This window comes from Loktanella salsilacus, from assembly GCF_024206795.1.
Classification (GTDB): Bacteria; Pseudomonadota; Alphaproteobacteria; order Rhodobacterales; family Rhodobacteraceae; genus Loktanella; species Loktanella salsilacus.
Window position 1 is genome coordinate 1,607,111 of record NZ_CP072994.1, and the last position, 12,305, is coordinate 1,619,415.

At 61.5% G+C, this 12,305-nt stretch carries 12 protein-coding genes and 1 tRNA gene; 7 read left to right on the top strand and 6 right to left on the bottom strand.

The features are described 5' to 3' along the window. Positions 1 to 49: 49 nt before the first annotated feature. A tRNA-Arg gene (locus KBW81_RS07865) sits at positions 50 to 126 on the top strand. A 284-nt stretch (positions 127 to 410) separates the two neighbouring features. On the opposite strand, the gene KBW81_RS07870 is transcribed toward KBW81_RS07865, so the two are convergent. The 5 genes from KBW81_RS07870 to KBW81_RS07890 form a co-directional block, all read right to left on the bottom strand. Continuing rightward, complete coding sequence (locus KBW81_RS07870; RefSeq protein ID WP_254248920.1) at positions 411 to 1,358, bottom strand: FAD:protein FMN transferase; 948 nt, start codon at positions 1,356 to 1,358, stop codon at positions 411 to 413. Then, complete coding sequence (locus tag KBW81_RS07875) at positions 1,339 to 3,540, bottom strand: PepSY domain-containing protein (protein WP_254248921.1); 2,202 nt, start codon at positions 3,538 to 3,540, stop codon at positions 1,339 to 1,341. Before KBW81_RS07875 ends, KBW81_RS07870 begins: the two co-directional genes overlap by 20 nt. 14 nt (positions 3,541 to 3,554) lie before the next feature. Continuing rightward, positions 3,555 to 4,031, bottom strand: a complete 477-nt coding sequence (locus tag KBW81_RS07880; protein ID WP_254248922.1) for a DUF2271 domain-containing protein — start codon at positions 4,029 to 4,031, stop codon at positions 3,555 to 3,557. Positions 4,032 to 4,042: 11 nt separating this feature from the next. Then, positions 4,043 to 4,414: a hypothetical protein gene (locus KBW81_RS07885; RefSeq protein WP_254248923.1), complete on the bottom strand. Its 372-nt coding sequence runs from the start codon at positions 4,412 to 4,414 to the stop codon at positions 4,043 to 4,045. A 76-nt stretch (positions 4,415 to 4,490) separates the two neighbouring features. Then, complete coding sequence (locus tag KBW81_RS07890) at positions 4,491 to 4,808, bottom strand: PepSY domain-containing protein (RefSeq protein ID WP_254248924.1); 318 nt, start codon at positions 4,806 to 4,808, stop codon at positions 4,491 to 4,493. Between the two features lie 152 nt (positions 4,809 to 4,960). On the opposite strand from KBW81_RS07890, the gene KBW81_RS07895 reads away from it, so the two are divergent. Genes KBW81_RS07895 through KBW81_RS07905 form a run of 3 tightly spaced genes read left to right on the top strand, consistent with a single transcriptional unit; the run spans position 4,961 to position 7,677 of the window. Continuing rightward, positions 4,961 to 5,620 carry a response regulator transcription factor gene (locus KBW81_RS07895; protein ID WP_254248925.1) on the top strand — a complete coding sequence of 220 codons (660 nt, stop codon included), beginning with the start codon at positions 4,961 to 4,963 and terminating at the stop codon, positions 5,618 to 5,620. Then, complete coding sequence (locus KBW81_RS07900; RefSeq protein WP_254248926.1) at positions 5,617 to 6,942, top strand: histidine kinase dimerization/phospho-acceptor domain-containing protein; 1,326 nt, start codon at positions 5,617 to 5,619, stop codon at positions 6,940 to 6,942. The genes KBW81_RS07895 and KBW81_RS07900 overlap by 4 nt, the downstream gene beginning before the upstream one ends. Positions 6,943 to 6,969: 27 nt before the next feature. After that, the gene (locus tag KBW81_RS07905) at positions 6,970 to 7,677 is read left to right on the top strand and encodes a VIT1/CCC1 transporter family protein (protein ID WP_254248927.1); all 708 of its coding nucleotides are present in this window, start codon (positions 6,970 to 6,972) and stop codon (positions 7,675 to 7,677) included. Positions 7,678 to 7,786: 109 nt separating this feature from the next. Here KBW81_RS07905 and KBW81_RS07910 read toward each other — a convergent pair whose 3' ends face one another. After that, positions 7,787 to 10,012: a heavy metal translocating P-type ATPase gene (locus KBW81_RS07910; RefSeq protein ID WP_254248928.1), complete on the bottom strand. Its 2,226-nt coding sequence runs from the start codon at positions 10,010 to 10,012 to the stop codon at positions 7,787 to 7,789. 94 nt (positions 10,013 to 10,106) lie between these two features. Between KBW81_RS07910 and KBW81_RS07915 the strand changes: the two genes are divergently transcribed. Genes KBW81_RS07915 through KBW81_RS07925 form a run of 3 tightly spaced genes read left to right on the top strand, consistent with a single transcriptional unit; the run spans position 10,107 to position 12,216 of the window. Beyond that, positions 10,107 to 10,544, top strand: a complete 438-nt coding sequence (locus KBW81_RS07915) for a MerR family transcriptional regulator (RefSeq protein WP_254248929.1) — start codon at positions 10,107 to 10,109, stop codon at positions 10,542 to 10,544. Between the two features lies 1 nt (position 10,545). Then, positions 10,546 to 10,881, top strand: a complete 336-nt coding sequence (locus tag KBW81_RS07920; RefSeq protein ID WP_254248930.1) for a YnfA family protein — start codon at positions 10,546 to 10,548, stop codon at positions 10,879 to 10,881. 15 nt (positions 10,882 to 10,896) lie between these two features. After that, positions 10,897 to 12,216, top strand: coding sequence for an MFS transporter (locus tag KBW81_RS07925; protein ID WP_254248931.1), 1,320 nt, complete (start codon positions 10,897 to 10,899; stop codon positions 12,214 to 12,216). The last annotated feature ends 89 nt before the right edge of the window (positions 12,217 to 12,305 follow it).

The window sequence follows — 12,305 nt, forward strand, 5'->3', positions numbered from 1 at the left end:
CTTTTGGCGTTGCGGCCTCGTCGCCGCAACGCTATAGACGCGCTTGTATGCACCCGTAGCTCAGCTGGATAGAGCGCTGCCCTCCGAAGGCAGAGGTCACTGGTTCGAATCCAGTCGGGTGCACCAAATTCCCCATCCATTTAGCGTTTCACTTTAGAGTGGAAATGCTTGGCGGCCGACGCTCTTGGTTCGCAGCCGGCCAATCATTGTTAACGTCTTGTGCCAACCTGATTGACGATAACAACGGGCGGATTGAGGGGGCGCGATTGGTCAATGTCCGCTGTCATGTCTTCGATAGTGTTAAAAACATGGATCCGATTGCCTAGGTTCGTTCAGGTTGCCTGTTCAAGCTCGTTAATCCAAACCGAGAGAAGATCTTACAAGCCAACCTACAGGCGGCGATACGCATCTTATTCTACGAATAGCCCTGTTCCAATTGCGTCGACGTTTCCCGCCTTACGCGTTAAAAACAACGCGCTTATCTCGTTTTCCATCGCGAATTTGTGGCCTTCCACACTTCCCATAACCATCAGCGCCGTCGCCATTGCATCGGCTTGCATGCACGATTTTGCCAGAACGCTCACTGATGCTGGCGCGTTCACGATAGGGGCGCCGCGATGGGGGTCGATTGTGTGGCTTAGACGGGTGCCTTTCACTTCGACGAAATGGCGGTAATCGCCTGACGTCGCCACGGCCATATCCGCAAGGCCCAAGACAGAATGCATTTTTCGATCTGGCGTGTCTGGCACCTCGATCCCAACCGGCCACGGTGTGCCGCAGGTTTGGGTGCCCACGGCCTTGACCTCTCCATCGATCGCGCAAAGCGCGTGTTTGATCCCAAACCCGGCGGCCACGAATGCCAAGCGGTCCACCCCATAGCCCTTGGCGATGCCTGATAGATCAACCGCCAGCGGAGCTGTCTTTTGAGCCCGCCCGTTACCCGCATCCAAGATAAGCGTCTGGGTTGCGGGGATACGTGCGCAGCCGCTGGCGGCCCGGATGGCGTCTAGGTTGATTTGATCCGCGCCAAATCCCCAGGCCCGCACCGCATCACCGACGTTCATCTCAAACGCGCCTTTGGTGTCGCGGCTAATCGCAAGGCCTGCTGTCAGCACCGCCATAAGGTGCTTTGGCAAAGGTACCCAATCCCCAACGGGTGCCGCATTCAGGCGCATCAGATCACTGTGCGGGCTCCACGTCGACATTTGCATATCGACCTGATGAACCGCGCGCTGGAATGCGGTCTGCAAGGTGGCTTGGCTGACGCCGCAGTCTTCGGCAAGGCGCACGGACCATGTTGTGCCCATGGTGCGCCCTTCAATCAGGTGTTGCGCGGGTTCAATAGACATCTTCGGCATAGCGTCCTTGTGATTTAAGGGTGGCTGCAGACATGCCAAGCGGTGCCATGATATCGGTGATCGCGTCGCGCACACCAGCGCCCATGTCGCGGCCGCCGCAGACCATAATCTTTGCACCATTCGCGATCAGGTCGCGTAGCGATTGCGCATCTTGGCGTAGGGCGTCTTGCACATAATGGCGCTGCCCACTGCGTGAAAATGCTGTGTGCAGACCTGACAATGCGCCCTGATCGGCCCATTGGTTCAGGTCCTCGCCGTAAAGGAAATCAGTATCTGGATGACGCGCGCCGAACCACAGATGGATTGGACGCTGCGCGCCTTGATCCCGGATAAAGCCAGCAAGGGGGCCTATTCCGGTGCCTGCACCAATCAAGATAAGCGGCGTTTTGCGGTTGTCTGGCTTGAAGTCAGGATTGGGGCGAATGAACCCCATCACCTGCTGCCCCGGCTCAAGCGCGATTAATTGCCCCGAACACAGCCCGCCTTGGTGTTTGCGCACGGCAATTTCGACAAAGCCATTTTTGTGACTGGACGCGAGTGAGTAATATCGCGGCAGGCTGGCACCTTGGGGCACGATCCCCAGCAAATCACCGGCCTGAAATCGCCCGAAACGCGGCCCGATCAGCCGCTGCCAAAACGTCTGTTTGGGCAAGGCAAAGCGCAGAATGGCGGCAGGTGCCTGAATGGCCTCGCCGTAGTCCCGCCGAGAGATCAATGTCAGGGCAGTGGCGCGCGGCGGGGCAGGTTGGTGGTTCAGCTCCAATGGCAGATCCAGAACGGCCCCAAGGTTGCGCCCCCATCGCGCAAAGTCTTGCGGTGACTGGCGATCGATTTGATCCAGTGGCAGCAAAAGCGACCACCCGTTTTGCACAGCCGCTGTTTCGACATCCTGCGCAAAGGCGCAAAATGCGGGGAAACTCCGATCGCCAAAGCCAAGCACAGCCAGTGGCACTGTCGGTTGCATATGGGCCATGTTTTCAAGCACACCCTTAGCCGAAGCAGGTGCCGCGCCATCACCCCAAGTTGCCGTCATGATAATGATTTGGCGGGCAGCTTGATACCGCTGCGGCGCGAAATCGGATAGGTTGGCGACATGCACACTTTGCCCCGCGGCCTGCAGTGCCTTGGCCAGTGTCGCGGCAAAGCCCCATGTGCTACCGCCTTCACTTCCCACCAGAATAACCGACTGCGCCCGCGCCGCAGAGACCGTTCCATGCAGCCGCGGACGGCCGCGGCGGGCATTGACCCAACTCAGCGTGCCCGTGACGGCCAAGACAGGCACTGACAGGACAATCAGCCCCAAGATCAGCCCCCAAAGGGCCGCGCCTTGCCCCGTATGAAGCAGATAAACCCATTCCCAAACTTGGGTCCAAGGGCCCGGCGTCGCCCAGTCAAGCAAGGCGCCATTGCCTTGGTCGATATAGCCCGCGCCATGTGCTGTCGTCAGGGTAAAAACGTCGCTGGCGTCATCTGATGCGGGGAATGTCAGATCGCGCAGGTCGGTTACGGGGGTTGCCTGAAACGTCGCGATGTCTGCAACCGAAAAGCCAGTCTGGTTGGTCACCTGCGCTAGAAATACGGGACTGGCTTCGTCGCTGGGCAAAAGGTCAAACGTCGATGCCACCATCCAAAGGGCGGTCAGCGCGCTTAGCAATAATACGGGCGCAGCAACGCGGGCAATTTGAGTATGCAACCGCCCTGCACGGGGGCCGCGCTGGCGCGAAAACCAATGCCGCCAGCCGCCCACGCGCCGCAGGGTCAACAAGGTGCCTGACAGCGTCAGCGTCAGCATCGCAGCTGCGGCGATGGCCATGACGATCCGGCCGGTATCATCCAGAAACAAAGACCGGTGCAATGTGGTGAACCATTGCTCTACCGCTGAAGGGTCCGCGCTGCCGATGTCCTTGCCCGTTGCCGGGTCAACTCTTGCGGCACCCGGGGTATTGCCCTCGAACCACCAAACCGTGATTTTGCCAGAAGGCGAACGCTTTATCTGCTCGACGCCGGGATGCGCGGCGATCACCAAACGCGCAAGCTCCGCCACCGACTGATCCTGCGTGGCGGTTGGTGCAGCAATGCGTTCCATCGCAGGAAACACTGACAAAACCGAACCGCTGAACGCCAGCACGATCAAAAGGACTGCTGCCAGAAGGCCGGGCCAACGGTGAAGCTTGCGGATCATGGGACTGCCTCGGCCTAGAAGTCGTACTGGAAGCGAGAGACGTAGCGCCGTCCATGGGCGGCCACACCAGCCCCATCCGTTGTCAACGGCACCGCGATTTCATTGGGGCTGTCACGCATGTCTTCGACAGATGCATCGATGTGCAGGGTATACCCCGCATCGAACAAGGCATCGGCCAGATCCATCGACAATTCCAGCGTCTGACCTTCGCCAACGCTGGCACCGGTGATACCGCTGACCTGATCGGCGCTGCCCCCCGATAGGCGCGCCCAGTCGGACAGGTGCTTGTAATACTTTGACTTTCCCCCTGCCATCCAAAGGCTGCCGGCATAGTCGCCCGCGGCATCTGTCACATAGATCGCAAGATATGCCCCGCGGCCGCCGTATTGGGTCAGGTCGGCCTTAAGGTTGACCGTCTTTGCCTGCGCGAGTGCGGGCACAGTCATGGCAGTCGACAGCACGAGTGCAGCAAGAACTGATTTCGTTGTCATTTTGATATCCTTCAGTTTGATGTGACTTGCGGGGCTGTGCCGGGCGTAAACAACCCGTTGGCAGGCGGCGCAGATGCCCCGGATTGCGGCGCTGTCAGTGCATTGCCATCGCAATCGTCTGTCCGATCTTCGCTGTCCTCGTCCTCGTCATCTTCGTGGTCACAATCGTCATCATCGTCGTCCTCATCATCATCATCGTCATCGCCGCTGATCAGATGAAGCCAGCGCGCGGTGTCGATATCTGCGCCCACCTTCAGCGCCAAAGGCTCCGTCATATTTTGCCCGGCTGCGGGAACGGGCTGCGCAGACAGCGCGGCAATTGGCGCAGCAAAGACCGCGGTCGACCCAAGCGCCGCTGCAATGATGGAAAGGGGGAATTTCATCTGATGTCTCCTGAAGGCAAACGGGCGCAGCCCCCGCAGAACATGCAGGTTAGGGCAGCCCAAATTGATGGGGGTGTTAGTGGTCGCCGCGTTCGTCGTGATCGCCGCGTTCGTCATGGTCGTCGTCATCATCGGATTCGATTTCGATGATCGCCAGCGTGTCCGGCCTGATCTTGGCCTCGAATGTCTGGCCATCAGCGTCTGTCGCGTAGATTTCATAACAGCCGTCGTCGATCTTGATACGGCGGACGTCCCAGCCGTTTTGCTGGGCCAATTGGACGACCGCATCGCGGGGCTGCCACTGGGTCATGGGAATATCACAGCGCACGCTGGCTTGCGCTGATCCGGCCCATGGCAAAGCCAAAGCAAGGGCATATGTCGCGATATGGGCCATGGGGCGCACTCCGGTTGCAATCATCATGCATGACTTATGGATCGCCATTCTGACGGGAGCCTTACGCAAAACATAAAAGTGCTTCAGGATACCGTCAGGTTGAGTCTGTAGCCGAAAGGCCCGACCATCCGATCTGTAGATCAAGGACCCCAATGCGCATCTTGCTTATCGAAGACGACAAGGTCATCGGCGCGGCCATCCGTGAGCAGCTCGAATGTGACGGCCATAGTGTTGACTGGGCGATGCGTCTGGATGCGGCTGGCGATGCATTTGCCAGCGCCAAATTCGACCTGCTGTTGCTTGATCTGATGTTGCCCGATGGGCGCGGGATCGTGTTCCTGAAATCGCTGCGCAAGTCCGGCAGCAAAGTGCCCGTCATGATCCTGACCGCGATGGACCAGATATCGGACCGGATTGAGGGATTAAATGCCGGTGCAGATGATTACCTGATCAAACCATTCGATCTGGCAGAGCTTTCTGCGCGGATCGGAGCGGTCGCGCGGCGCTATTCCGGCAACCCGAACCCCGTGCTAAAGCTGCATGACCTGACCATTGATACCGCGGCGCGCAGCGTGACGCGCGGCACCAAAGCCATCCCGCTGACGGCGCGGGAATGGGTTCTGTTCGAGGCGTTTGTCCAGAACCCGGCACAGCTGTTGTCAAAGGCGCAGTTAGAGGAACGGCTTTATTCCTTTGACAGCGACATTGAGAGCAACGCGATCGAAGTTCACATCAGCCGCCTGCGCAAAAAGCTGGGTGCGAGCATCATCACGACAGAACGCGGCCTTGGTTACCGGTTGTCGCAGGCATGAAACGGCCAAGGTCCATCAGGTTCAGAACGACCTTGGCGCTGGCGTTTTTGGTGATGCTGATGTGGCTAGCGACCGCTGCGGTCACGACGCGCCAGTTGTCCGGCGAGATGGATGAAGTCTTTGATTCAGCCTTGCAGGAAACAGGCCAGCGCATCCTTGAACTGGCCGTTGTCGACGTCCTTGGCCGCGAGGAGGAAGGGCTGACGCAGCATATTACGGCGCTGGATGCGCATGACGAATACTTCACCTATCTGGTGCGCGATACGCAGGGTCGTATCCTGCTAAGCTCTCACCGGGCCGATCCTGATCTATTTCCGACTTTCGCGCAAAACGGTTTTCATCAGACGGACGGCTTTCGGTTTTACCAAGAAGCCGCGGTGCGGGGCACGATCACCCTGACCATCGCAGAGCCGCTTGCCCACCGGCAAAGCGTTTCGCGCGAATTGGCGTTGGGGCTGGCCCTGCCGCTGCTGGCTGTCATCCCGCTGAGCATCTTAGGGATTGCTTATAGTTTGGGGCTTGGACTGCGCCCCTTGGGGCAATTGCGCGACAAACTGGCCAGGCGCGACGCAAATGACCTGGCACCATTGAGCCTTGATACCCTTCCGACGGAACTGGAACCGATTGCCAGCACCGTGAATAAGCTTTTTGGGCGTCTGAACGCGGCATTCGATGCGGAACGCAGCTTTGCGTCCAACGCGGCCCATGAACTGCGTACGCCATTGGCGGGGGCGATTGCGCAGGTGCAGCTGCTGCGCAAACACACCGACGAACCCGAAACCATGCGCCGCGCAGAGGCGATTGAAGACACCTTGAAGCGCCTGACACAGCTATCGGAAAAGCTGATGCAACTGGCCCGCGCAGAGGGCGCGCAATTGCTTGCGGGCACCCCGCATGACGCGCGCGTCGTTGTGCGCCTTGTTGTCGATGATCTGCCCCGCGCTGACCGCGCGCGCATTGATCTGAACCTGCCAGCCACAGCGGTGCAGTGTGACATCGACCCGGATGCCGTGGCCATCGTGGCGCGTAACCTGATCGAAAATGCGCTTCGCCATGGCAGCGATGCGCCGGTTTATGTCATGGTGTCAGGGGACGGCTGGCTGCATGTCGAAAATGACTGCGTTGCTGTTCCGCCCGCCACGCTTCAAACATTGCAGGAACGCTTTATCCGCGGCGATACTGCCGGTGTTGGCAGCGGTCTTGGGCTTGCGATCGTGCAAAAAATTGCAGAACGGACCTCGTCGACATTGAAAATCGTCTCGCCCCTTTCAGACACAAATCGCGGTTTCCGCGCATCAATCAAGCTTGGGCACACCGCCTGACCATCGTTTCAACAGTTGGAGAATTCCATGAACGCGCCCTACGAATCTGCCCATGTCGAACTGCACTATATCAATCGCGCTGGTTGGTTGCGGGCTGCCGTTTTGGGCGCAAATGACGGCATCGTCTCGGTGTCGTCCTTGATCGTCGGTGTGGCCGCAGCAGACCCGAACCCCACTGCCATTTTGGTGGCCGGGGCGGCGGGCCTTGCCGCAGGTGCGATGTCGATGGCCGCAGGCGAATATGTGTCGGTCAGTTCGCAGTCCGATGTTGAACGCGCAGATATTGCCCGCGAAAAACAGGCGCTGATCGATACGCCCGAAGCAGAAGAGGCCGAGCTTGCCTCGATCTATGAAACGCGCGGGCTGACGAAGGAAACAGCCGCTTTGGTTGCGCGTGAACTGACCGAAAAAGACGCGCTTGGCGCGCATGTCCGCGACGAGCTTGGACTATCCGAAGTCCACACCGCCAACCCGCTACAAGCGGCCATCGCCTCGGGTCTGACGTTCACCGTCGCCGCAGCATTGCCGCTTGCCGCTGCGATTTTGGCACCAAGCGACAAGATCATTCCGGTGGTCGTCATCACGACACTGATTTGTCTCGCAGGCCTTGGCGCAATTGGCGCGCACGTCGGCGGCGCGCCAAAACCACGCGCGACCGCACGGGTCCTGTTCTGGGGCGCAGCGGCGATGGCAATTACCGCAGGCGTCGGAAGCCTGTTTGGGGTCAGCGTCTAAGCTTTTACTGATCGGCCGCGTTCAGACACCAGACAGGCGCTGCATTGCGGCCGATGCGGAAATTGATGCGGCTTGGCAGCCGGCTCGGGGCATTGCCTAAGCCGGCCGCCTACCGCTCTTTGTCCGGATCAAAGGTCAGCAAGCGCAGGGCGTTCAGCGTGACAAGGACCGTCGCGCCTGTATCGGCAAGGATCGCGAGCCACAGGCCCGTCATGCCCAGAACGGTCGTGATCAGGAACACGCCCTTCAGCCCAAGCGCGATTGTCACGTTCTGATGAATGTTCGCCATCGTGGCCCGGGCCAGCCGGATTGTGCCCGCAACATCCGTCACCCGGTTGCGGAGCATCGCGGCATCGGCGGTTTCTAGCGCCACGTCGGTGCCGGACCCCATCGCCACGCCCACATGGGCCGAGGCAAGCGCAGGCGCGTCGTTGATCCCGTCGCCGACCATCATCACGCGCCCTTGGGCCGCCAGCGCGCGGATCGCCGTGACCTTGTCTTCTGGCATCAGGTCAGCGCGGTGATCGATCCCAAGCGTTTGCGATATTGCGGCGGCGGTGCGGCTGTTGTCGCCGGTCAGCATCACAGCGGCGATACCAAGCGCCCTGAGCTGGCGCACGGCGTCGCTGGCCTCGGGGCGGGGTTCGTCGCGCAGGGCCACAAGGCCGACCAATAGGTCCGCCCGAAAGACCGCGACGACCGTCTTTCCGGCCTCCTCTAATGCGGTGGCCGTGCTGCGCGCCTTGGCGTTCAGCACGCCAGAGTCAGCGGCAAAACGCGGCGATCCGATCCACGCCAAAGCATCGCCGACGATGGCCTCGGCCCCTTTGCCGGGCAATGCGCGGGCGGCAGTCGCGGCGAGGGGCGTGATGCCATCCGCAGCGGCGCGGGTCAGGATCGCCTGCGCCAGCGGATGACTTGCGCCCGCCTCGATCCCTGCGCCAAGCGCCAGAACATCCTGCTGCGTTCCGGTCATTGGCACGATGTCGGTGATGCGCGGGGACCCGACCGTCAGCGTTCCCGTCTTGTCAAAGGCGACATGGGTCGTGCGCGCCGCAGCCTCGATCACAGCGCCGCCCTTCATCAGGATACCGTGCCGCGCGCCCGCTGACAGCGCCGACGCGATGGACGCCGGAACCGAGATGACCAGCGCGCAGGGGCAACCGATCAGCAAAAGCGCCAAGGCACGGTAGACCCAAGTGTCCCACGGCTGCGCAAAGGCCAATGGCGGCACGATGGCCACCAACAACGCGGCGCCCACCACGGCGGGCATATAGACGCGGCTGAACCGGTCGATGAACCGTTCGGTCGGGGCGCGGGCGCTTTCTGCTTCCTCGACCAGACGCACGATGCGGGCGATCGTGTTGTCCTCTGCGGCCTTAGTCACGCGCACCCGCAGGGCCGCTTCGGTGTTGATAGACCCGGCAAAGACCGCTTGGCCGGGCTCTTTTAGATTCGGCACGCTTTCACCGGTAACGGGGCTTTCATCGACACCGGACACGCCCTCAATCACCTCGCCATCCGCTGGCACCCGGTCGCCGGGACGGACCAGCACGATCTGGCCGATCATCAGGCTTTCGGCGGGCACTTCGCGCGTGCGGCCCGAAACCTCTAGCAGGGCCGTTTTCGGCACCAGTTGCGCCAGCGCCCTGATCCCGCCCCGCGCCTTGTTTGCGGCAACGCCTTCCAGCACTTCGCCCACAGCGAATAGGAACACGACCAGCGCCGCCTCTTCTGCGGCACCGATGAACAGCGCACCGGTGGCGGCGATGGTCATCAGCATTTCAATGGTGAACGGCATAAAGGCCCGCGCCGCGTTCACCGCGCGCCGGGCAATCGGCGCGATGCCGATTAGCGTGGCGATCACAAAGGCCCCCTGTGCGATCTGGGGCGCCGCAAGTAGTTTCACCGCCCAAGCGACAACCAGCAAAAGACCAGTGCCGATCACCAGTCGCCCCTTGGCGGTCTGATACCATGACGGGTCAGGACGCACCGTGCTCGTCGCCGTGGCCGGACCGGTTTGGGCACCGTCAGGCGCAAGGTGATCCGCGCCAGTTGCGGGCGCGGGAAAGGCACCGTCTGGCATGACAAAGCCCCTGCGGGGGGCCGCCTGACCTTTGGGGGCGATGCCAAAGCCCAGTCTTTGCACCGCAGCCACCACGCCGTCACGGGGGGTCTGCGCCTCGTCCAGCGTCAGACGCAGACGTTCGGCCATCAGGGCCACGTCGACCTGAGTGACCCCCGGCAGACGTTCTACTGCGCCTCTGACCTTGCCTGCGCAGGACGCGCAGTCCATGCCGGTCACGGTCCATTCGCAGCTGGTCACATTGCTCATTTGATTACGCCTTTCGTGCCGCGAATGCGGGTGCTTGTATCACTTCAGCGACCAACCTAATGTCTCTAGTGACTATAGCTTCAAGAGGTTTCTTATGCTGACGATCGGAAAACTGGGGCAGGCGGCGGGTGTGAAGGTGCCGACCATTCGTTATTACGAACAAATCGGACTGCTGCCAGAGCCTGAACGCAGCGCCGGGAACCAGCGCCTGTACGGGGCGAAAGCGCGCGAACGGCTGGCGTTCATCCGCCATGCACGCGACCTTGGCTTTCCGCTAGACGCGATCCGCGACCTGCTGAGTCTGTCGGATAGCCCAAGCCAGTCCTGCGCAGCGGCCGACGTGATCGCGACACAGCAACTGGTCGCGGTCAAAGAGCGCATCACGCGGCTGACCGCCTTGCAGGCAGAATTGGAACGCATGATCACGCAATGCGCCAAAGGGACCATCGCCGATTGCCGCGTCATCGAGGTGCTTAGCGATCATTGTCTTTGTGCGCAGGACCATCAGGCCCGGACGGGGCAGGGCGTTTAGGATGACAGCGTTTCCCACCCTTGCGATCTATGCCATCGCGGCCTTGGCCGAAATTGCCGGATGTTTTGCGGTCTGGGCCTGGATGCGGCAAGGCGCTTCGGCCTATTGGCTGTTGCCCGGCCTGATGTCCCTTGCGGTCTTTGCAGGGTTGCTGACCCTATCGCCGTCCGATGCCGCCGGACGTGCGTTTGCGGCCTATGGCGGGGTTTATATCGCGGCCTCGCTGGTCTGGCTTTGGGTGATAGAGGGACGGCGGCCCGATACATGGGATGTCACGGGTGCTATCGTTTGCCTGATCGGCGCCGGGATTATCTTGCTTGCGCCGCGCGCCACCTAAAGGACGAAACAAGTTATGCTGCAAATTTTCGCCAATCGGACCTATCGCCACCTTTTTGCCGCGCAGGTCATCGCCTTGCTGGGCACTGGCCTTGCGACGGTTGCGCTGGGTCTGTTGGCCTATGATCTGGCGGGGGCGGATGCCGGGGTGGTGCTGGGCACGGCGCTTGCGATCAAGATGGTGGCATACGTCGTCTTGGCCCCCATCGCCGCAGCCTTTGCAGAACGGTTACCGCGCCGCCGCATGCTGGTCGCGCTGGATCTGATCCGCGCGGCGGTCGCGCTTGCCTTGCCTTTCGTGACCGAGGTTTGGCAGGTCTATGTGCTGATCTTTGCCTTGCAGGCTGCGTCGGCTGGTTTCACGCCGACGTTTCAGGCGACGATCCCGGATGTGCTGCCGGATGAGCGGGACTATACCCGCGCGTTGTCGCTGTCGCGGCTGGCCTATGATTTGGAAAACCTGATCTCGCCCATGCTTGCAGCCGCCTTGCTGACGCTGGTCAGCTTTCCGGCGCTGTTTGGCGGCACGGTGATCGGCTTCCTCGCCTCTGCCGCGCTGGTGGTATCGGTGACGTTGCCAAGTCCCGCGCCAGAGGTCGCCCGCAGTATCTGGAGCCGCACGACCCGCGGCATCCGGCTGTATCTGGCGACGCCCCGCCTGCGCGGCTTGCTGGCGCTGAACCTTGGCGTTGCAGCGGCTGGCGCGATGGTAATCGTCAATACGGTGGTGATCGTGCAGGCCGATCTGGGCTTGGGGCAAAGCCAAGTCGCCTTGGCGCTGGCGGCCTTTGGGGGAGGGTCGATGCTGGCCGCGCTGACCTTGCCGCGCCTGCTGGACCGGGTCCCCGACCGTCCGGTGATGCTGGGCGGCGCGATTGTGCTGACGGCGGGCCTGATTGCGGGACCCATCCTGATAGCGGCGGGGTTTGGCGGCATCGTAGCGCTGTGGGTCATTCTGGGCCTTGGCTATGCGGTGGTCCAAACGCCGTCGGGGCGCCTTTTGCGGCGATCCGCTATGGCAGAGGATCGACCCGCGCTTTTTGCCGCCCAGTTCGCGCTGTCGCACGGCTGCTGGTTAATCACCTATCCGCTGGCGGGCTGGCTTGGGGCACGGGTCGGCATGGGACCGACATTTGCGGTGCTGTCCGTGATCGCCGCCGCGTCGGTTGTGCTGGCCGTGATCCTGTGGCCCGCAGCGGCAGAGGGTCCCGTTGTGCATCGGCACGACGATCTGCCGGCAGACCATCCACATCTGCGGGATGCAGACACGGGGCACCGTCACGCGCATCCCGTGACGGTGGATGATCTGCACCCGCACTGGTCGCGCATGACCTGACGCGGCAAGTACCGCGCAAGGGGCAGCCCTCAGGCGAAGGCTTGCACGTTCAGCGTCGTCATCCCGCGCGCCTTGTGCGGCACGGGCCG